16 protein-coding genes are annotated in these 21,877 nt (G+C 61.2%); 8 read left to right on the top strand and 8 right to left on the bottom strand.

Annotated elements, in window-relative coordinates; all coding sequences use genetic code 11:
- Positions 1–12: 12 nt before the first annotated feature.
- The 7 genes from GX515_09435 (at position 13) to GX515_09405 (ending at position 8,721) form a co-directional block, all read left to right on the top strand.
- A complete protein-coding gene (locus GX515_09435) occupies positions 13–2,385 on the top strand; it encodes a sigma 54-interacting transcriptional regulator (GenBank protein ID HHY33219.1) in 2,373 nt (790 codons plus the stop codon).
- Positions 2,386–2,709: 324 nt separating this feature from the next.
- On the top strand, positions 2,710–3,603 hold the full coding sequence (locus tag GX515_09430) for a transketolase (GenBank protein HHY33218.1): 894 nt from the start codon (positions 2,710–2,712) through the stop codon (positions 3,601–3,603).
- Entirely contained in the window at positions 3,600–4,652 is a 1,053-nt protein-coding gene (locus GX515_09425) for a transketolase family protein (protein ID HHY33217.1), read from the top strand. Before GX515_09430 ends, GX515_09425 begins: the two co-directional genes overlap by 4 nt.
- Before the next feature lie 345 nt (positions 4,653–4,997).
- Positions 4,998–5,984 (top strand): TRAP transporter substrate-binding protein DctP, encoded by a 987-nt coding sequence (gene dctP / locus GX515_09420; protein ID HHY33216.1) that lies wholly within the window; start codon positions 4,998–5,000, stop codon positions 5,982–5,984.
- A gap of 133 nt (positions 5,985–6,117) precedes the next feature.
- Positions 6,118–6,654 (top strand): TRAP transporter small permease, encoded by a 537-nt coding sequence (locus tag GX515_09415; protein HHY33215.1) that lies wholly within the window; start codon positions 6,118–6,120, stop codon positions 6,652–6,654.
- Between the two features lie 24 nt (positions 6,655–6,678).
- The gene (locus tag GX515_09410) at positions 6,679–7,959 is read left to right on the top strand and encodes a TRAP transporter large permease subunit (protein ID HHY33214.1); all 1,281 of its coding nucleotides are present in this window, start codon (positions 6,679–6,681) and stop codon (positions 7,957–7,959) included.
- Positions 7,960–7,989: 30 nt separating this feature from the next.
- Positions 7,990–8,721 carry an SDR family oxidoreductase gene (locus tag GX515_09405; GenBank protein HHY33213.1) on the top strand — a complete coding sequence of 244 codons (732 nt, stop codon included), beginning with the start codon at positions 7,990–7,992 and terminating at the stop codon, positions 8,719–8,721.
- Here GX515_09405 and GX515_09400 read toward each other — a convergent pair.
- The 3 genes from GX515_09400 to GX515_09390 all read right to left on the bottom strand — a co-directional run bounded on the left by GX515_09400 (position 8,718) and on the right by GX515_09390 (position 12,464).
- Positions 8,718–10,421, bottom strand: a complete 1,704-nt coding sequence (locus tag GX515_09400) for a hypothetical protein (GenBank protein HHY33212.1) — start codon at positions 10,419–10,421, stop codon at positions 8,718–8,720. The two genes, GX515_09405 and GX515_09400, sit on opposite strands and share 4 nt — an antisense overlap.
- Positions 10,422–10,662: 241 nt before the next feature.
- A complete protein-coding gene (locus tag GX515_09395) occupies positions 10,663–11,688 on the bottom strand; it encodes a flippase-like domain-containing protein (GenBank protein ID HHY33211.1) in 1,026 nt (341 codons plus the stop codon).
- A gap of 8 nt (positions 11,689–11,696) precedes the next feature.
- Positions 11,697–12,464, bottom strand: coding sequence for a glycosyltransferase family 2 protein (locus GX515_09390; GenBank protein ID HHY33210.1), 768 nt, complete (start codon positions 12,462–12,464; stop codon positions 11,697–11,699).
- A 771-nt stretch (positions 12,465–13,235) separates the two neighbouring features.
- Between GX515_09390 and GX515_09385 the strand changes: the two genes are divergently transcribed.
- The gene (locus tag GX515_09385) at positions 13,236–14,609 is read left to right on the top strand and encodes an MATE family efflux transporter (GenBank protein HHY33209.1); all 1,374 of its coding nucleotides are present in this window, start codon (positions 13,236–13,238) and stop codon (positions 14,607–14,609) included.
- Positions 14,610–15,271: 662 nt separating this feature from the next.
- Here the strand turns inward: GX515_09385 and GX515_09380 are convergent.
- The 5 genes from GX515_09380 to GX515_09360 all read right to left on the bottom strand — a co-directional run bounded on the left by GX515_09380 (position 15,272) and on the right by GX515_09360 (position 21,871).
- Positions 15,272–16,777, bottom strand: a complete 1,506-nt coding sequence (locus GX515_09380) for a VWA domain-containing protein (protein HHY33208.1) — start codon at positions 16,775–16,777, stop codon at positions 15,272–15,274.
- Between the two features lie 127 nt (positions 16,778–16,904).
- Positions 16,905–17,795: a Spo0E family sporulation regulatory protein-aspartic acid phosphatase gene (locus GX515_09375; protein ID HHY33207.1), complete on the bottom strand. Its 891-nt coding sequence runs from the start codon at positions 17,793–17,795 to the stop codon at positions 16,905–16,907.
- A gap of 448 nt (positions 17,796–18,243) precedes the next feature.
- Positions 18,244–19,161 (bottom strand): ABC transporter permease, encoded by a 918-nt coding sequence (locus GX515_09370; GenBank protein HHY33206.1) that lies wholly within the window; start codon positions 19,159–19,161, stop codon positions 18,244–18,246.
- Positions 19,158–20,183, bottom strand: a complete 1,026-nt coding sequence (locus GX515_09365; GenBank protein ID HHY33205.1) for an ABC transporter permease — start codon at positions 20,181–20,183, stop codon at positions 19,158–19,160. The genes GX515_09370 and GX515_09365 overlap by 4 nt, the downstream gene beginning before the upstream one ends.
- Complete coding sequence (locus GX515_09360; protein HHY33204.1) at positions 20,180–21,871, bottom strand: ABC transporter ATP-binding protein; 1,692 nt, start codon at positions 21,869–21,871, stop codon at positions 20,180–20,182. The genes GX515_09365 and GX515_09360 overlap by 4 nt, the downstream gene beginning before the upstream one ends.
- Positions 21,872–21,877: the final 6 nt, after the last annotated feature.

Here is a 21,877-nt window from a genome sequence, read left to right as displayed (position 1 = left end):
GGGGTGACATCAATGGCGGACGCCATCGTCCGAAACCCGTCCGGTGCCTTTGACTTCGCGATGCAGCCTGATACTCCTCCTTCTGAGAGAGACTTCGCGCGGCTGGAGGCGGCATGGCGCACCTTCGTGCAGACGGGGGAGATCGACTCGACCGTCGTGAGACCCGTGATCGCCGAATCGTGGAAGAGATGCCGGGCTCTCGGGCTCGACCCCCAAGACACAAGATGTTTCGACCTCGCGGATGAAAACGAGGTGCGCGCGCGTATATCCGCCAACGAGCAGCTGATCTCCACGGCCTGGTCCTTCATGAGCACGCTTTACAAGCTCGTGGCCGGTTCGGGATTCCGTGTGGACATAACGGACGGCGAAGGGTTTCTGCTCAGAAGCATCGGGGACGATCAGGTCCTCCAAGAGACGAGCCGTGTGCGCCTCGCGCCCGGTGCGAGCCGACACGAGTCACGCGCCGGCACATGCGCCATTGGCCTCGCGCTCATGCTGGATGAGCCTGTTCAGGTAGTTGGGGCCGAGCACTATAACGTCCACATTCACTGGGTCACTTGCTCCGCGGCGCCCATCCATGATCACACCGGGAAGATAGTCGGCGTGCTGAACATGACCGGCAGGAGGGAGCTCGTGCACAAGCACACCATCGGGATCGTCGCCAGCATGTCGGAGGCCATCGAACGCGAGCTCGCCCTGGAGCGCTCCCTCCACGAGATCCGCACGCTGAACCGGTTTCTCGGCACCGTGTTCGATTCCATAAGGGACGGCCTCGTGGCAGTATCGTCGGACGGCACCATCATGCGTGTGAACGAAGCCGCGTTGCGCATCTTCGGCATAGAGCGGGAGGACGCCCTGGGCAGGCCCATCGATGCAGCATTCGGGCTTTTTCCCTCGGTCGTCCAGATTCTCAAACAATCCAAGCACCGCGAGTTCAAGGAACACGAGATCTCAATACGAACCGGGCACGGCACCACGAGGTGCCTTGCAACCATCCGCACGCTCCGCAACGCAAGCGGGGATTCCATCGGCACCCTCGCGGTTTTCGACAAGATGGAGCGCGTGAGAAGCCTCGTTCGTAGGATGGTCGGGGCGCAGGCCAGGTTCACGTTCGACGACATCGTCGGGGAGAGCCCCTCTCTTCAAGAGGCTGTGAGGCTGGCGAAAGCCGCCTCGCGTACAGACTCGCGCGTATTGCTCTGCGGAGAGAGCGGCACGGGGAAGGACCTCTTCGCCCAGGCGATCCACAACGCAAGCGCTAGGAAGGACGGCCCGTTCGTGGCCATAAACTGCGGGGCTGTGCCAACCGAGCTTATCGAGAGCGAGCTGTTCGGGTACGAGGAAGGCGCCTTCACCGGTGCGCGGCGTGGAGGAAAGCCGGGCAAGTTCGAGCTGGCCGAAGGAGGCACGCTTTTCCTGGACGAGGTAGAGAGCATGCCCCTGGAGATGCAAGTAAAGCTCCTTCGCGCGCTGGCGGACGACCAAGTGATGAGAATAGGTGGCACGGAGATGATTCCGATAAACGTGCGGATAATCGGCGCGACCAATCGCAACCTTGCCGACGAGGTCCGGGCTGGTAGGTTCAGAGAGGACCTGTACTATCGCTTGAATGTGGTGAACGTCTCTATACCACCCCTTCGACAAAGGCGTGAGGATATACCTTTGCTCGTGCGTCACTTTCTTGATCGCCACGGCTTCGGCGCGTCTTGCGGGCCGCATGCCCGCGGCGGGACAGATCCAAAGTTCGCGATAAGCCCTGACGCGCTGGAGGCCTTAAAGAAGTATGAGTTCCCGGGGAATGTGCGCGAGCTTCAAAACGTGCTGGAGAGAGCGGCAATAGCCGCCATAGAGAAGCAAGGGGACCGGCCTACCGATGAGGACGTCATTGTCATCACCTCGGACTGCCTGCCGAAGGACGTGTTCGCGGGCGGGGAGCTGCTCCCGCTCCCGGGGCACGCATCACCACGGGCACTGACCGGGCCGTCGGCGCACGCGACGCCTGCGGCTGCGGCGCTCCCGGTTTCGCGGCCTCCGACTTCGCCGGCCCCATCCGCGGCATGGGCGGCGGTGGCGCCGCCGGCGTCCGCTGGGCCCGTCGGGCCCGCCGCTAGGCCCGCGGAGCCCTCGGAGCCCCCGGAGGTCGCTCAGCTCGCTGAGCTCGCGGAGCGCCCGATTTCCCCGATCCCCGGCGGCGGCCGTGCAGAACCCATAGAGAGTATGCAGAGCATTGAACGCGACGCCATCCTCAAGGCCCTGGCCTATTGCAGCGGAAACGTCTCGAGGGCCGCCGCGACGCTCGGCATCGGCCGGAGCACTCTTCACAGGAAGCTCAAGAAGTACAACATAGTCCCGAATCGGCACAGTGTGCCACGTGGTGCTTCATAATGATACACATCATCAGAATCGGAGGAGTTGGTATCGGGCCGCTGACCGCAGGGACCCGGTCCTGGCGAAGCGTGGCCGCGCTTGGGGTGCCGACTCCGAGTGCGATACCGGAGGCCTTTCACCGCGCGTTTGCTCTGTGGAGCTCACTGCCGCTCGTAATGGTCCGCCGAGAACTGAGAGTCGTAACCGGCCCGCTGTCGCCGTTCATAGTCGTCAGAACGCTAAGGTAAGAGGCATCCCGCAGCCGCAGCGTCCCGTCGTGAATGCTGCGGTAAACGTGGCACAGCACTTGCATGTTTCGTGGTGGCGGCGAGGTGGGTTGAAGTGGAGCAATGCGCACATCTTTCCCTCACGCAACTGCCTGATGTCGCTAGACGGGTCCGTCACCACATCCTCTCGATGATCCACACGTCCGGAGCCGGCCACCCAGGCGGCTCTCTCTCATGCGTCGAGATCCTTGTTACCCTGTACTTCCGCGAGATGAGAATATCGCCCGGGAACCCTCATTGGCCCGAGCGCGACCGCTTCGTACTATCAAAGGGGCACGCAAGCGCGGCCCTGTACAGCGTCCTGGCCGAGAGAGGATTCTTTCCCGTGGACGAACTCCGCACCTTCGACGCCATCGACAGCAGGCTCCAGGGTCACGTGGACATGACAAAGACGCCAGGGGTAGACATGTCCACTGGCTCGCTCGGTCAAGGGCTTTCGGCCGCCTGTGGAATGGCGCTCGGAGCGAAGGTCAGCCACAAAGACTTTCGCGTGTACTGCCTCCTCGGGGACGGCGAGACGCAGGAAGGCCAGGTGTGGGAAGCGGCTATGTTTGCCGGCAACAAAGGTCTCGACAATCTCACGGCCATCGTCGATTACAACAAGGTCCAGCTTTGTGGGCCTGTTGCCCAGGTGATGCCGCTCGAGCCCTATACTGAGAAATGGCGGTCTTTCGGTTGGTCGGTGGTGGAGGTGGATGGCCACGATTTCGAGCAGCTCACGAGCGGTTTTCGGCGCGCCCGGGAGACCGTCGGCGCGCCCACCGTGCTGGTGGCCCACACGGTGAAAGGCAAAGGCGTCTCGTTCATGGAAGGCCAGGCCAAATGGCATTCCAGGCCGATCGCCAAGGATGAATTCGAACGGGCACTTGGAGAGATCGGCTTCGTGCGGGGACAGGGCTCGTGCGGCCCAAGCCTGCTCAGCGGTGAAGTCGGAGGTGATGCACGATGAGCAGCGCCGTTTGCGAGTCCATCCGCGACGCGTTCGGCAGTGCCCTTGTCGAACTCGGGAGAAGCGACCCACGGGTCGTAGTACTGGATGCGGACCTCGCGGAACCGACCCGGACTAGCAGGTTTGGAAGGGAGTTTCCCGGACGGTTCATCGAGTGTGGGATCGCCGAGCAGAACATGGTGGGGGTGGCGGCAGGCCTCGCCACTACTGGATTTGTTCCTTTCGTCACAACGTTTTGCGTGTTCGCTAGCAAGCGGGTGTACGACCAGGTCAGTATCTCCGTGGCGTATCCGAGGCTCAACGTCAAAATGTGCGGCGCCTATACGGGCCTGTTCACGGGGAAGACCGGCGCGACGCATCAAGCCATCGAGGATCTGGCGCTCATGCGGGCGCTCCCAAACATGACCGTGATCGAGCCCGTTGACGCGAGGGAAGCAGCGCTTGCCACGAGGTACGCGGCGCAGATCCCGGGCCCCGTGTACCTCCGGATAGCGCGCGACGCCTACCCGGTGCTCCCCAGCCATATGGTGGGGCAGGCAGGCGCCTGGGGGGAAGGCGATGGCGACGCGAACGGTCGTCCACCGTTTATGAGGGCCAGGACCCTCGCGGATGGCCACGACGCGGCAATCATCGCGATGGGCACGATGGTTCACACCGCTCTAGCCGCACGCGAGGTGCTCCGTGAAAGAGGCGTGGTTGCAAGGGTTGTCGCGGTATCCTGCCTCAAACCGATCGATGAAGAGGGCATTGTCAAGGCCGCGACGGACACGGGAGCGGTCGTGACCGTCGAAAACCACAGCATTATCGGGGGTCTCGGTGGAGCGTGCGCGGAAGTGCTCGGCGAAAAGTACCCCGTTCCGCTGAAAAGGGTGGGCATCCGCGACGTGTTTGCCGAGTCAGGGGCAGATGCAGACCTCGCTCGCAAGTATCGGCTCACCGCCGATGACGTGGCCAAGGCCTGTCTAGAGGCCCTCGCTGCAAAAGAGAGCCGTGGTTGCGGTCGCAGTCGCGGCGCGGTGGCCGCGTCGACGACGGCGACGACGAGCTGAAGTCCGCTCATTGGGATGGGTTGTCGGTGATTGCACGAGGGGTGCCAGGATCCGGCCACTGGCCCGACGGGCCGGATCCTGGCGAAGCGTGCCCCGCTCCGCTTGGGGCGCCGTCCCGAGCGCAAACACCGGCGATCCGGCAACCGCCGGAAATAGGGTAAAGACTAACGCGCGCTCACTTAGGGGACGACACGAGGAGGTAGGAAATGTTCGTGCGGGAGGTGGTCGCAGCGTAGAACGCAAGAGCACACATGACATGGTGATGTCGCCAGTCTCACCGTGACGCGGTCGTCGGGTCAACACGTGAGGACGCCTGCTAATAGACGAGCGAGGAGGTTGCGAACGATGAGAAGGCTTCTGGGCATCTGCATACTCATTATGCTGGCTGTAGCTTTGTCCCCGCCGGTTACACGCGCCGCCCAGCCAACCTATACTCTCCGCTTCAACCATGTCCTGGGCCCGAACCATCCGTACCACGCGGGATTCCAGAAGTGGGCCCAGCGAGTGGCCGAACGGACCAAGGGCGACCTTCAGATCCTCGTGTTCCATAGCGCTGCGTTGGGCGTCGAAGAGGACATCCTGGAGCAAATCCGCCAGGGCGTTCCGGTAGGTCAGAATACCGACGCGGCCCGGATGGGCAACTACATTCCCGACATCGCCGTTCTGAACGCCCCCTACTTTGTGAACAGCATCGAGGATGTGGTCAAGCTCAGCCAGCTACCCACGGTCAAGAAGTGGATCGACGAGCTCGCGAAGAAGTACGGGTTCCAGGTGCTTTCGATCCAGTGGGTCCAGGGGTTCCGTCATTTCATGACCAATAAACCTATCCGGAAGCCCGAGGATCTGAAGGGCCTGCGAATAAGGACCGCCCCGGCCCCGATCTGGCAGGAGGGGGTCAGGGCTTTGGGTGCGACGCCTACCGCCATGGCCTTCGGCGAGATGTACACCGCCCTGCAGCAGGGTGCCATCGACGGGGTGGAACTGGTTTACGACAACATCATGGACGGAAGCCTGTACGAGGTTCTCAAGTATGTAGACGAGACCGGGCATTTCCTGCTCATCAACTTCATTGTAGTCAGCTCGGATTGGTTCAACAGGCTCCCCAAGGAGTATCAGAAGATACTCGTCGAGGAGTGCGACAGGGCGGGTCTCGAGACCTCCTACCTGATCCAGGAGAATACTGACAAGGTCAGGAAACAGGTTCAGGAGAAAGGTATGGTCATCATTAAGGACGTGGACATAAACGCCTTCAAGAAGGCCGGCGAGGCCGCATATCAAAAGATGAATCTCGTCGGAGTCAGGGACGCGATATACAAGGAGCTCGGCAAGTAGGGAAGAGGTCCGCGGAGCAAATGGCCGGTTGAACCGGCGACCGGCCCCCGGTCCGCGCCCCGTGCCGGTGGCGGGCCGGGGGCTCGGCATAACGGGAAACGTCCGGGCAGGACCCGGCCTTCGCCGAGGGGGGATGTGTGTGTCCAGAGTGAGACGAGTTTACGACGCCATTTGCCGGGCCGAGGAGGCCATTGCCGGAATTCTCCTCGTGGCGATCCTCGTCCTCATATTCGGGGCCGCGGTGGCCAGGGGTGTCGGGCGCCCGCTCGCCTGGGGGATGGACATGGCCACCTTTCTTTTTGCTTGGGCGGTCTTTTTCAGTGCCGACGCCGCCATGCGAGAAGACCGCCATGTTAGCGTAGACTTGTTCGTCAATCGGCTGCCGAAGAAGGTCCAGTTCTACATCAACATCCTGAACCACCTCATCATCGCCGCGTTCTTGATCTTTCTCATCGTATACGGGGTTTGGATGTCTTATCTGACGAGGTTCCGGACATTCCAGGGCATCCCGGGATTCAGTTACACCTGGGTCACGCTAAGCGTGCCTGTGGGCAGCGCGCTGCTTCTCATCACCACGGTACTCAAGATCGGACGAATCGTCGCAGACCATCGCCGCACGGCCGCCTCCGCAAGCTCCGGAGAGGACGACACCCGCGCTCTTGAGGCTTAGCGCTGCCTAAGGGGAGGGACACATATGACGTGGGTCTTGATCGTGTTTGTGGCATTACTCATTCTAGGGATGCCCGTGGTCTTTGCCATAGGCATTTCCGGATTCATCTTCTTTCTCCAGCAGCCGAGCCTGCCTCTCACAATGCCGGTGCAGCGTATCCTCTCCGAGACGCAGAATTTCGCGCTGCTCGCCATTCCCATGTTCATCTTCGCTGGCAACCTCATGAACGAGACCGGCATCACGAAACGGCTGGTCAAGTTCGCCACAACGTTGGCCGGACACATGTACGGTAGCCTCGCGCAGGTGAGCGTGGTGTTGAGCACGCTAATGGGCGGAGTGTGCGGCTCGGCCATCGCGGACGCCTCCATGGAAGCCCGCATCCTCGGCCCGACGATGACGAGCCGGGGCTACTCGCGGGCGTATTCGGCGGCCGTTCACGGCTTCACAGCGCTCATCACGATCGCCATCCCGCCCAGCATCGGCCTGGTGCTCTATGGGACCATCGGAGAGGTCTCCATCGGGCGCCTGCTCGCAGGCGGGATAGGACCGGGTCTTCTGATGTCGGTCTTTCTCGCCACCGCGGTGGCAATTACCGCCCGCCGCAGGAAATACATGCCCGAGAGGCCGAAAATGGCCCCCCTCGGCGAGATCCTGCCGACTTTCGCGCATACCCTATGGGCCATTCTCTTCCCGTTCCTGCTTCTGGTGACTCTCCGCTTCGGGCTGCTTGTCCCGTCGGAGGCCGGGGCCGCGGCGGCCGTGTACGCGATGGTGGTCGGGCTGGTCGCGTACCGCGAGATGACGTGGGAAGGGTTCAAGCGCGCGGTGAGGCTGACCATCATGGACGTCGGCATGGTGATGTTCCTCATCGCGCTTTCTTCGCTCATCAGCTACGCGATGACCTGGGAGATGGTGCCCCAGGCGCTCTCTCAGCTCTTACTGGGCATCAGCCGCAACCCGAAGATCATCATCGCCATCATCGCGCTTTTCCTGATTTTCCTCGGCATGTTCGTCGACTCCACCGTCATGATCCTGCTCCTCACGTCCATTCTCGTGCCTGTCATAAAGGGAGTGGGCGTCGATCCCGTGTACTTCGGAGTACTCATGGTGATAAGCTGCGCCTTCGGGTTGCTCACCCCGCCGGTGGGTTTGGCGATGTACTCCGTATGCTCCATCATGGAGTGTTCCGTGGAGGACTTCGTGAGGGAGGGATGGCCGTTCGCACTGGCGGTGCTCCTGGTGATACTTGCCATGTACCTCTTTCCGCCGCTGGTGACGTTCATCCCTAACGCGATATTCGGTTAGCACCGAGACAAGATGCGGAGGTAAGATAGGATGGAGAAGGGTGTAGCTATCGTTACCGGGGGTGTGGCCGGCATCGGTCGCGCCATCACTATGGCTTTGGCTGAAGAAGGCTATCTTGTGGTGGCGTGCGACGTTAACGTCGAGCGAGGGCGGGCTCTGGAAGCCGAGCGCCCGGGGCGGGTGGCGTTTCAGCGGTGTAACGTTGCTGAAGAGAGTGACGTGGAACGGGTCGTGCGCGACACTTGCGCGGCATACGAGAGGATAGACGCGCTCGTCAACAACGCTGGCATCATCAGGCGGCGAATGGGCGAGGAAATCAAGACGGCTGATTGGGACGCGGTCTTTGCCGTGAACGTGCGCGGCGCTTTCCTTTTCTGCAAACACGTGGCGAACGTTATGAAGCGCCAGAGAAAGGGCAAGATCGTCAACGTCTCATCGGTCGCAGGCAAGATGGGCGACATCACATCCGCGCCGGGTTACGGCCCATCCAAGGCCGCCCTCGATGCGTTGACGAAGACCTTCGCAAGGGAAATGGCGCCATACGGCGTGACCGTCAACGGCGTGGCCCCGCACGCCATCGCAACGGAGATGAGCGCTGAGTGGTCAGAAGAAAAGAGGAAGAGCATCGTCCAGGCCATTCCCCTGGGGCGACTCGGAAAGCCCGAGGAAGTCGCGGCAGTGGTACGGTTTCTCCTGTCACCCGGAGCCGACTTCATCACCGGTGAGATAATCGACGTGAACGGGGGCTTTCTCATGGACTAGCGCGATCTCGCCTCTGAGTTCGCGAGGACAAGCACCCATCCTGTGGAATGGGTTTGTATCTTCTTGAGATCGATCCCTGGACAAGTATCCAATAGGCTGAGGAGTGTCTCGTCCCTCATCACGATGAGCGCGGGCCCTTGTGCCACGAGGTCGCGAAGTTCGCTCGGATCTCCGAGGAAGGGCACGGATCGGCCCGCGTAATGCTCGTAAACGACCCTCTCGGCCTCGCCTGGGACCCCGTACGGGAGCATGCCGCTGGTCCTGTACCATGCGAGTTGCGTGTCCGGCTGAAGCATGGCCCTGGTCGCGAGGCCGAAGGAACGCCACGGCGAGACCTGGTCCCACTTATAGCTCACGCTTGCGAAAAGTGTACTATAGCTCGCCACAGCAAGGATGACCATCGCCACGATGGCAAGGCGCTCACGGCGCCATAGCGCGGCCACAGTGAAGGCGGCGAAAGCCACGGTGGACATCAGCAGGAACGGTAGGACGAGGCCTCTATATGGTCTCATGGTGGCGTCCAGCGACTCGAAAAGAAGATACGCGTCGATCGCAACGAACACGGCGGTTATCACCGCGCCGAGCGCAGCTGACACCGCAAAGCGTTTGCCCTCCTGCAACTTGCGCGTCACACTGACAGCGGTCAGCATGGATAATGGTGGCAGCACGGGAAGAAGGTACCGGATCACACGCCAGGCGCTCACGTGGGGCACAAAGAAGGCAACGAGGCACCATAGCGATGAGAAGAGAAGGCCGTCCACCTCGCGCGTACGCCGCGCCCGGCGGGCGCTCCGTAGCCCGTCTATGCCGGTGGCCACGGCGTCCGGGAGGAATACCACCCACGGAACCGTCGCGAGGAGCAATTGAGGCAGGTACGTGACGCTCAGCCATGAGAGCGGCCTCCCGCCCGGCGCCTGCAGGAATGCCAAGTTGCGTCTACCGAAGAAAAGGTCGAGGAAGGGACGGCCTAGATGCAGGTACTCATAGACATACCACGTCCCGCCTACGACAGCGAAGATGGCTAAGCCAAATGAGGTGCGCCACAGCGCGGACCGCCATGAGCCGAATAGGGTCGCGATCCGGAAGTCGTCCCTCCCGAGCATTCGGACGGCAATCACGCATGCCAGAACCACGCCCGCCGGGATGACCAAGGCAATATGCCATCGATTCATAAACGACAGCGAGAGAGCCAGCCAGGCAAGGTAGTAAGCGGCTGCACTGTGAGTCTGCCAGAAGAGCGCGAAAGCATAGAAGAAGAGGGCATATGTGAACAGGTTCAGGATGTCCTGCTGCACCACCATCGTGCAGTAAGCGAAGAGCAAGCTCGTGCCGAGGATCAATGTGGCAAGCAGGCATTGCTCGCGAGCGAAAAACCGCCGTCCGGACAAGTAGGTAAGGACAAGGATCCCGATGGACAATGCTACCTGCCACAAACGCGTCGACCAGTCGGATTCACCCCAAAGACGGTACGATAAGGCTATTGGCCATATTGACAACGGCGGCTTATCCAGCAGGTCGCCTCCTGAGCCTCGTATGGTCATCCAGTCCCCGGAGTTAACCACACCGCGCGCAGCACCGGTGTAGTACGCCGTATCCGCATCTGTGACCGGGAGGTTGAGCCACGGGAGGTACATGATCGCTCCAAAGGCTAGTACGAGGAGCATGTCTGCGGCGGCGGTCTTCCTCGAATTTCCGTTCATGTTCGTCCACCCCTTGCGCGCCTCGCCTGAGTGATAGTAAGCGACAGTGAGCAGCAGTGAGCAACAAACGAGTCATAGTCGACCACAACGAGCGACAGCGAGTGACAACGAGTGAAGGCGAGTGAAAGCACACGAAGGCGGGTGGAGGCGAAGCATCGATTCCGGCCGTTTGGCACGTAGCCAATGACCCTTTTGAACCTATTGACCGCGCAACCGCCTGCGTCGCTTCCGGCGCCCGAGTCTACCGCCGAAGGCTCCCGTCGCTCGCAGCACCCGAGCTCACCGCCGAAAGCTCCCGTCGCTCAAGACCGTGCTGACACCACAGGAGAAAGGCTGCACCAATAAGGACCACGAGGTAATACGAAAGCGCCCGATCCAGAAGCACCGCCCCCCGTTCCACTCCCGTCGCAGCCTCCCCAATGACAAAAAGCCTAACGAAAGCAGCTTGGAAGGACTCTGTGACACCAATCCCGCCGGGTATAAAGGACGCGACCGCCACAAGGATCGAGGCCATATATCCTATCGTGAGGCCCCACGGTGCCACCGTCAGACCCACACTCCGGAAAACGCAGTAGAACCTTACTACCTCAGCCCCAAGCGAAAGCAGGGACAGGCCCAAGAGCGACCAGAAGTTCTCGCGTCGACACCACGCGAGTAAGCTCGTTCCAGAGCTCGCCATCACACTCTGTATCGGAGTCTCAAAACGCGGCGGGATCGGCAATGCCTCCACGACGCGCTTGACCCCGCGCAAGAACGCACCTGGAAATGCCAAGGCGGCGGCAAGAAACACCAGAAGCGCCGTCGCCAACCCGGCCAGCACGCGAACAGCCGGGCCAACAGCAAGAGGTCGGATGGCGAGGGCGATCAAGAAGATGATGGCGACGCTCAGCATGTCCAGTGCTCGCTCGACCAACATAGCCGTGGTCGACGGGGCGAGCGGGATATGGTGGAACCGCTTTAGTATCAGAGGTTTAGCCACGTCGATCGCCTTGCCCGGGACTAGGCTTGACGACGCCACCCCGGCGTAGATCGAGCCCACCGACAGCATGAACGATATCCGCACGGAGGTCGCGGACCGAATCAAGCGCTGCCAGCGTATGGCCTTCGTAGCGATGTTGACAAGCGAGGCTGACACGGCCCCGACGAGGAAGAACAGGTCGACCCGCCCCACGCCCTGCCGTAAAGCCGGCCAGTCTAGGGTCATCAAGAAGTACACGAGCGCCGCGAGCCCGATGGCGTGCAGCGCGTAACGCGTGGGGTTTCTCATTCTCCGCCTCATCTCCCGGTCGCCCCTGGGGCACGCCTCCGAGCGGCGGCCACCCGAACCATCATCCGGAAGTAATCCAAGATCGTTCGCGCGACCCTCATCTTGCTTTGACCGCGCTTTTGATCATACCGAAGGACCAGCGGCACCTCCCGCGCCTTCACCCCGACGCTACGAAGCTTCAAGAGCAGCTCCGCAGTTGCGCTGAACGTGGTGGACTCAATGAGGCGCGGACCGTACGCTCCAGCAACGCGTCGCAAGGCCTCGGCCCGGTACGCCCTGAAGCCGGAAGTATAGTCAGTGACTCCCGGGATATCGAAGAACGCCTTCAACATTAGATTGACGGTCCGGCTCATGACGCGCCTCGGCAACGAGAGGCCGATCTCCTGCCCTCCCCTCTGATAGCGGGATGCGATGACTATGTCGGCATCATGAGGAGGCTGAAGGTTACCGAGCATTTGAGGGACAAGGCCTGGTTCATGCGTGTTGTCTGCGTCCATTGTCACGAGGACGTCCGTCTCGTTGGAGGCCGCTGCCAGGAAAGCCGCGATCCCGTCCCGAAGCGATGCCGGAAGCCCTTGGTTGGTCTCGTGGGTGACCACGTCGATAGGCATGAGGCCGTCTCTTTCACGTATCCTTTCCATAGTAGCATCAGTGCTGCCGTCGTTCACGACTAACACCCGGTACCGGGGAAGCTGCCCACTGAGCGCACGTATCTTGTCCAATAGGGGGCCTATGTTCCCTTCTTCGTTGTAAGCGGGCAGCAAGAAATACAGCAACCCTAGTCACCTTTCCTGGCCTGGCAAACCTCGTGGGTGGATCGCCGGCACCATCGCTTGGGCTAGAGCCTGGCGCCGCCCCGGGCCTCGCTTCTTTTGAACAACCAGCGTCCGGAACATGTTGCCCCGGCTGACATCCTGCCGTCTCTTCGAGCATACCACAGGAGCGGTTCGGCTGGAAGGCCGTAGTGGACATCCTATGTATGGCTGGGACAAACTCGGGCGCACTCTCATGTGAGACGCTGCCGTGGTTTCGGTCGGATGCATTTCTGGAAACGGGGTGCAGGCTGCCCGGAGCGCCGGGCGCCAGATCAAGCGGAGTCGAACGAGGCGAGAGTAAGGCAAGCTGAAACGGAATACGATGAGATGGGATGAGGATGAGATGAGGTTGATCAAGTGGGTAGATTGGCACTCCCGCGGCAGGGAAAGGCGCATCTGTGGAGAAGTTTTTGTAGTCTGGCGATGGCGCTGCCAGATATGAGTCATCTGGGTGCGGCGCCATAGGTTTTGATTTGTTCCTTCGAACGAAGGTGTCAAGGTGCCTGCGCCCGCACGACGCGGCGCGGAGGCTTTGGCCGTTCTCGCACGCCAGATTCGAAAGAGCCGCACGGCAAACGCCCCGTCCCTGGAGAGCAAGGCCAAAAGCCTTGAAGGGGGCGAGCATGGCCCCTAGCCCCGGCGTCCCATGCCAAGCTGAGCATTGGGCAAGCCCGTGACCCCTGGCGCTTGCCCGGGCTCCCTATCTTACTATTGAGGAGAATCTGTAGATCGATGGATTCAGGCTCGACCGATTTCACTCAAGGCAGCATACCGCGGCACCTCATAACGTTCTCCATACCGTTACTCCTTGGAAACTTCCTCCAGGCGGCATACAACACGGTTGACAGCTTTTGGGTCGGTAGGTATCTTGGTCCCCAGGCGCTCGCCGCCGTATCGGTAAGTTCGCCCGTCATTTTCTCCCTGATCTCACTGGTCCTCGGCCTCACCGTGGCGGTCACGGTGTTGGTAGCGCAGCTTTACGGAGCAGGCGACCATGCGAGAATGCGCCACGTGGTCACGAATTCCCTGGTATCCTTGACAGAGATCGGGATAATCTTGTCGATCATCGGTGTCCTTAGCAGGGACGCCCTCTTGCGGCTCATAAACGTCCCCACGGACGTCTTCAAGCCCGCCTCCGACTACATTGTGATCTTCCTGGCAGGACTGGTGGGTATGTTCCTGTACAATGCCGCGAGCGCCATACTGAGGGGCCTGGGCGATTCGAGGACGCCCCTCCGTTTCCTCGCGTACGCTACGGTCACGAACATAATCCTGGACCCGATCTTCATCCTGGGCGCGGGTCCGATCCCGCGCATGGAAGTGGCGGGCGCCGCGCTTGCAACCATACTTGCGCAGGCTTTTTCCGCGGTTATCGCCCTCATTCACTTGCACAAGGTCTCTGGGCTGCTGAGCATCGAACATGATTGGTGGCGATTGGACTTGCCGCTTCTAGGCCTTGTCACTCGAATCGGCCTCCCTGCGGGGGTCCAACAGACGCTAGTCTCGCTGAGCGGCCTCGCGGTCAACTCAATAGTAAACCGCTTCGGAAGCATAGCCATGGCTGGCTACGGAGCCGGGCTCAGACTTGACCAGTTTGCGTTCATGCCCGCCATGAGCAGCGGGATCGCGGTGACGTCCCTGGTGGGACAGAACCTCGGCGCGGGACGGGACGACAGGGTATCCGAGAGCGTGCGCTGGGGGGTTATCCTCGGTGGGGGCATCACTGCGGTGATGTCCGTCGCTGTGCTGGCCGGTTCCGCGAGCCTCATCTCGGTGTTTACGAAGAACGCCGATGTTATCTCGATAGGCGCAGAGTACCTCAGGTACGCAGCTTTGTCCTACATACCCTATGCCCTCATGTTCACCCTGTCCGGGGTGCTCCGGGGAGCTGGAGATACAGTTGCAAGCATGCTGTCGACCTTGATCTCTCTGTGGCTTGTGAGAGTCCCCACGGCCGCCATGCTGTCTCGGCTCCCGGGCCTCGGGCTACGAGGTGTGTGGGTCGCCATCGTTGCAGGACCAGTCTCAGGGACCGTCATCAATTTCGTATACTACCGAACCGGCCTGTGGAAGAGGCGCGTCGTGGTACGCCGGCAAGACGGGTGATGTGGGGAACGGATGAGGAGGGGACTTGTGATGTGCGTCATGCGACCGGCCGCAAGGTTGCTCTGCGGAACGCGTCAGGGCGGGCGCGTGATGTGTGTCACCCGATCCGGGTCGTAAGGTGCTGTGCGGAACACTTCGTGGGGGACGGTTGCCGTAGGTAACGAATGGAGTGCCTGGGGTGACGCTGGTCACGGATTAGGCGGGAAGCATGACGGGTGGCACTCGGCGGGAGGGACGTGTGACGGAGGGAACGCGCAAGGCTGGAAGGATGATGTCCGTCATCTATAGGCTCTTGATACGTAAGGTCCAGAACGGAATGCCCCTCACGAGTGACGCGCGTCGCCCGTCCCCTTGCACGCGCGACGTCCGGAACGGGTAGGGCCGCACGCGGCGCCGTAACCGGTGATGCGCGTCACCTTTGCTGTGAAGCGCGAACCGCCCCATGCCGTATCCCGCAATAACGCGGGGCGCGCGCCATCTATGGTCGTGAGAGAAGACGCGAGCTCACGGCCTCTTCCTAAGTGGGGGTACTAAGTGGGGGTACAGAGGAGAGCCCAACGGCCTTGCGCACGCTCGCGCAGGCAGCCTCGATGGGTACCCAGGCTCCTGCAACAGGGCTCGCGTTGTCCTGAGGTTGTCTTGAGGGCCGGAGGGTCAGGACTCTATTCCCCACGCGTGTTAGGCTCTCGCCTATCCCGGCGCGTCATATAGCTCTGGCTCCGTAGCTCCTTCAAAAAGGTGGCTTGGGACGGCGTGGGCGCAGCATTGTCCGATAGAGAGGCATGGGTCCCGCGCGTCTTGAGGCGTTTCCTTTCCTCCTCAATCTCATCCACTTGTCGAACCAAGTTCCTGAGGTTTTCGATCTCCTCTTTGACCTCGGCATCGCCGGCGCCGTGCCCGTCGCGGGTTAGGTTCTCCAGAGCTTGCAGCCTATGTTGCAGAATCGCCTTGCTTTCGTTCAACTCGCCTTCCCTGGACTTCTCAACAGCTTTGTCTTTGGCCAGAGCGGTTTTCACGAGTTCCACCCGCTTCACCACTTCATACCTGGGCTTGTACGCCTCAGGCGGACCATAGCCGGCACTTAGCCGGGCCTTGACCGAGACGCTCACTTCGGCCAGCGCCTGCCCAGCATCTACATATTTCAGGGACACCTCCAAGACCTCGTGCTCGCCCTCCGGCAGCGGAGGATGCCAGACCTCGAGCACGAGGCGCTTGACCTCGTCCTCGTACATATCGGGCAGGTGCAGGACCGCGCCGTCGGGGGCCGGCTCGGGCTCATACCCGAGCACGCCAGCGAGCTTGCACCCGAATCCAACCGTTGCCTTTACCTTCACCGCTTGAGCCACGACTGAGAGCAGGCCCGTGAGCTCTTGCCGGAACACGCTAGGGATCTCGTCAATGTTCTTGACATAGTAGAAATTGCCGTGCCCAGCTTCGGCGAGCGCGATCAGGAGGTCTTCATCGAATGCGCTACCAACCCCTACCGCCGAGACTGATATGCCTTTTTTCTCGATGGCGCGGACTTTGGCGCCGAGGAGGGTGGGGTCGGTGACGCCGACGTTTGCCATGCCGTCGGTCAGGAGCACTACGCGGTTTACCTGGCCGGCGCGGTTTTCTTTCAGCACTTCCTCATATCCGCGAAGGAGCCCTCCGGAGAGATTTGTGGACGAACCGCTTTGGATGTTCCTTATCGCGGCCTTGAGCTGGTCCTTGAATTGAACCTCCTGGGAAGGACAGAGGAGCTCGACATCGCTATCGAAGGTCACCAGGGAGAACTTGTCCCTCGCGCTTAGCTGGTCGACCACAAAGCAGGCGGCCTCTTTCACGTATTCGAGGGGCTCCCCGCTCATGGAGCCGCTACGGTCCAAAACCAGGCCGATGTTGAGCGGCAGACGCGCACGGCCCCCGCCTCCGTGAACTGCCTCCTTGGCGTTCGGGCTGAGGCCAGTCAACGTCACGAGCGCCCAAAAGACACCAGGCTCCCCAACAGGCAACAGGGCGTGGCTCAGAAGAATCTCCATGCGCACTGAATCGTTTCGACCAGCAGCTGCGCCATCCTTATCATTCAGTGCGCCGCCACTCGATACGCCATCATTCGCCGCGCAATCATTCGGACGATCGTCTTTCCGGATGCCACCCGTGTTTTTGGAACCGCCGTCCGCACTCATCCTCAAGCCCTCCTCAGGTGATGCTCGCGCGCGATTCCCGGAGGGATCGCGTGTGCTGTCTTCTCGCTATTCGGCGCGGTCCCTTCCATGCCTCCCATGTTCTACTCGCACTTCGCCAACCCGAAGTCTACACAAGCCGCCATCCGTCTACGTCCTTGATGAACGCAAGTCGATGTTCACGGAGCACATCCGCGGTCTCGCGCGGCCCGCATTTGTCCGCACGATAGGCGCAAATGGCCTTCATCCGGGACCTGCGTAAAACGTTGTCCACGCGGTTCTCGTAACTCACAAATCTCGCCCAGTCCTTGGGCTCGAGCCAACCCGTGTCCCCAGAGAACCTCATGCCATCGAACCCCCTGGACAGGGCCTGGTTAAGCTTGCCTGCCCACGCTTCTATGACGCTGTCCGCGTTGAACGCGCCGCCTCTCATGTACCATTCTGAAGAGGAGAGAATCTCGATTTGTCCCTTCTTGAGGTAACCTTCCAGCCCAGGAACCGCCTGGGCCAGCGCCTCCCTTGCCATAACCCGACCAAACGGTTCACAGGTGACCCACAGGCAGAACTCGTTATGCTCCAGCCCTGCCCTGAAGTAAGGGACGAGAACGTCTACGAGATCCTGACTGCCAGAGTAGAACTGACAAAGATGCATGCCCCACGGAAGGAGCCTCATGGCATTGGCTCCGGACCTCCTGAACTCATCCTGCAGGCGATACCGCAAGGATCTGGCGGAGCCTCGATAAGCTTCCACAACAGGACTTCCGTAGGCTTGAATGGAAAGCCCCGCGGAGAGTTGTGGCGGAAACGGCCCCGAGCGCTCGCCGGCTGGGCTCTTGCGGCGCCCTACGAATTCCGCGATGAGGACGTCGAGCCTTGTGCTCAAGGCCTGAACCGCCGCAGCCTGGAAATTCAGGTGGTTCCTCTGGACGGCACGATTGAGTTCCTTGCGAAGTTCCTCGATCTCTGCGGTGAGTTGGGCGAGCGCCGTATTTCTTGCATCCTTCATCAATGTATCAGTCATTACCGTGCGTCTTCCCTTGGTCGCGTTCTCTGCTCGTCCTCTTGGCCTGTCCGTGACTCTGTGCCTGTTTCTCGTGCGGCTCCAGGTTCCTTGCCGCGCCTAGCCATGTTTCGGCCTTTGATTTGAGTGGAACACATGCCGCGTCAACGCCTGACAGCCTTTTAGGCACTACCCCCTTTCCCGGGACACCCACTGCACCGGTTTGCGCGAGGTGATACGGCAGTAGAGCATCGCAGCGTACGATCCGGGTTCATGCGCTTTTGGTGTCGAAGAGCGCTGAAGCACGACGGGTCCTGACGGCGCCGGCTAACATGAATCGACCCACGTTAGCGGTAATCTTCGCCACGAGTCGATGCAATCCTTCCGAAGAGGATCAAGGAGAGACGGTTTTTGTCCCCGCCGTGCGGTCGTGCGGTCGGAGGCCAGGTTGCCCTGCCCGCACCGCAGGTCATTTCTGCGAGACAAACGGCTTGCCGTCGGCCTCCGGGGCCTCAGCCCTCCCAACGAATCCTGCCAGCGCCAGGAGAGCAAGCACGTACGGCAACGCGAGGAAGGCCTCCTTCGGGATCGCAGCAGCGAGATTGAGCTGCAGCGCGATCTGAACGGCGTCCGCAAGCCCGAAGAAGAGCGCTGCCAGGAAGGTACCCACCGGGTTCCACTTCCCGAATATCATCGCCACAAGGCCGAGGTATCCCCGGCCAGCGCTCATGTCTTGCTGAAAGAACCCCAATACGTCCAGCACGAGATAGGCACCAGCGAGACCGGCCAGAGCGCCGCTGGCCACAACGCTCACGTACCGCACCCGATGCACCGGAATCCCCACGCTCTCCGCAGCATCGGGCCGCTCGCCGACGCTCCGCACGCGAAGCCCCATGGGGGTCTGCTGGTAGAAATAAAGCAGCGCAAAAGGAAGGGCTAGCGCAAAGACGTCTATCACGGTCATGTTCATGAGGATCGGGCCGACACCTGGAAGTTGAGCTATCCCGGCGGGGAAGAGCTTCGGAATGGTTGGCACGGCTGGCGATGTGCCGGCATGCCGGAAGATCACTTTCAAGAGAAAGCTCGTGCCCCCAGCCGCCACGACGTTGATCCCAGTCGCGCTGATGATTTGGTCCGCCGCCCATGTCACGCTTGCATACGCATGCACGAGCCCGAGCACCGCGCCCACCGCCACCCCCCACAGCAGGCCCAACCAGACATTGCCGCAAACGCTGGCGCCGATCATGCTCGCGAACGCACCGGACAGCATCATTCCTTCCAAAGCGAGGTTGACCACGCCGGAGCGTTCTGATACGAGGCCCGCTTCTGCGGCGAGTATCAACGGCACAGACGCCTGAATGGCGGAAGCGAGCACCCAGGATATCATCGGACTCGACCCTCCCTCAGCAGCTTGACGCGATACAGCCTCTCGAATGCGAGGAACAGCACCGTCAAACCTTCAACCACAAGTGCCAAGGCTTTCGGCGTGCCGAAACGCACCGTCATCTCTAGCACACCCGTCCGCAGGGCGCCAAACAAGAAACCTGCGAAGATCGTGCCCAGGGGATGGGCCATGCCCACCAATGCCACCGCGATGCTGTCAAAGCCAAGCCCGGGCGAGAATTGATCGAAGAACCTGTGGTCCACGCCCAGCACCTGAATCGCCCCGGCCATGCCGGCCACGGCTCCGCTCAAGAACATGGAGAGATACACCACCTGGGACACGGGGATGCCGGCATACGCGGCTGCGATCCTGTTCTCGCCAATAGACCTCACGTGGAATCCGAACACCGTGCGGTAGATGAGGAACCACAGGAGCACGCCGAGTACCACTGCGATCACCACACCCATGTGCAACCTGGTGCCTCGCACGAGCACGGGGAGAACGGCAGTGTCCGCGATTGGCCGGGTGGCTGGAACCACCCCTGGCGCGCGCAGGGGATTGACGACCATATAATGAACCGCTAACGACGCGACGTAATAGACCATCAGGGTAGTGATGACTTCGTTTACGCCCCTCGATACCTTGAGCCACGCTGGCACCAATGTGAGCATGCCGCCGATGAGCGCGCCCGCCCCCATCGCGACCAGCGCGTGGAGGCCGGCGGGCAGATGCCAGGCCGCGGCAACATACGCGGCGGCCAATCCGCCAGCGTATATCTGCCCCTCGACCCCGATGTTGAAGAGGCCGGCCTTGAACGCGACCGACACTCCAAGCGCAGCGACAAGAAGCGGCGTTGCTTTTACAAGCATCTCAGAGAAGTTTGAGAAGCTGCCGAAGGATCCGGCCGCGAAAGCCCGTCCGAAGGCGCCCGGCGGCTCCCCCATCGCCCACAGTATCAGAGTGGCAACGATGATGGATCCCCCCACCGCAATCGCCGGAGTCACGACCTTGCTCGAGAATCTCATGCTACGCCCTCCCGGTCACCCAATCCGGTCATGAGCAGCCCCAGACGTTCCTTCGTTACCTTGCCGTCGTTGCACATCGTAGCAACGACCCTGCCGTCGTACATGACTGCGATCCTGTCACTCAGGCTGAGTATCTCGTCCAAATCGAAAGAGATCAATAGGACGCCCGCTCCGGCATCGCGCTTTTCAACGATCTTTGAATGGACGAAGGCGGTGGATCCCACGTCCAAACCTCGCGTGGGCTGCGCTGCCACAACAAGCCGCAACGTCGAGGATAGCTCCCGGGCGAGGATCATTTTCTGTTGGTTGCCCCCGGAAAAGGACGATGCGGGAGCATACACGTTAGCAGGTGTGAGATTGAACGTGCGGGCCAACTCCTTGGCCCTAGACAGAGCGGCCGATATATTAAGGACGCCGCCCCGTTGGATTCGCGTATCACTCGTCTCATACCCGAGCATCATGTTTTCCCAAGCGGGGAAGCCGAGCAGTAACCCCTTCTCGTGCCTGTCGTCGGGGATTAAAGCAACCCCCAGGTCCCTTATGCTTCGGGGGGACATCCGCGTGACATCTCGGCCGAGGATGCTTACCTCGCCAGCATTCGGACGCAGGAGACCTAGAATCACGTCGACCAGTTCCGCTTGGCCATTCCCCTCAACACCGGCGATGCCAAGGATCTCGCCCGACCGCAACTCAAGTGTCGCTCCTTTGAGCACCTCCGCCTCTGAGCTAGCGGCCCGGGCCCTCAGACCCGTGATCCTTAGGATCACGTCTCCAGCCTGCCGGTCGTGCCTGGATAGGCGAGCGCTGCTAGCTTCCCCACCGGCCGCAGCGGAGCCAGGCGCGACGGAGCCACGCTCTGACGAGCCAGCCGCTGCTGCTGAACCAATCGCTCCAGAGCCACCGACTGCAGGCCCAGCTGTTACAGAGCGTGCCGCCCCGGAGCGAGCCGTGCCGAAATCGGGTGATCCGGACCCTGTGATCATCTCGCCAAGAGCCTGCACGTCCACTTGCCCCCGGCTTACGGTGCCCACGACCCTGCCCTTGGCGAGCACGGTTATCCGGTCGGCTATCTCGATGACCTCAGGCAGTTTGTGGGACACGAACACGACGGACTTGCCTGCGCGGCAGAGCAGCCTTATGACACTAAAAAGGTTGTCCACCTCACCCGGCGACAGAACGGCGGTTGGCTCGTCGAGGATGATGACGTCAGCCTTTCTATACATGACCTTGATGATCTCAACCCGCTGCTTCTCGCCGATGGATAGGTTCTTCACGATCGCGTCGGGATCTACAGCCAACCCGTACTGGTGCGACAGATCCTTCACCCACGCGCGGATCGCCGCACGGTCGATGTTCAGGCCCCGGCGCGGCTCTGCGCCGAGCGCTATGTTCTCGGCCACGGTGAACCTGGGTATCAGCATGAGGTGCTGGTGAACCATGCCGATCCCAAGCCTGTATGCGTCCACCGGCCCCCGCATGGATACCTCCTGACCTCTGACCAGTATTGATCCTGAATCAGGAGCTAAGAGACCCGCAAGGATCTTCATCAGCGTGGTCTTGCCGGCACCGTTTTCGCCCACCACCGCGTGGACCTCCCCGGGGAGGAGGTCGAACGAGACTTGGTCGTTCGCCACCACGCCCCCGGGGTACCTCTTGGTAATATCAATAGCTGCCAGGACATGCTCCATGCTCGT

It is taken from the genome of Bacillota bacterium (assembly GCA_012842395.1).
In the GTDB taxonomy this organism is placed as follows: Bacteria; Bacillota; SHA-98; order UBA4971; family UBA4971; genus UBA6256.
Note: the sequence above shows the minus strand (reverse complement) of the source record. Positions and strands in the feature narration are given on the sequence as shown.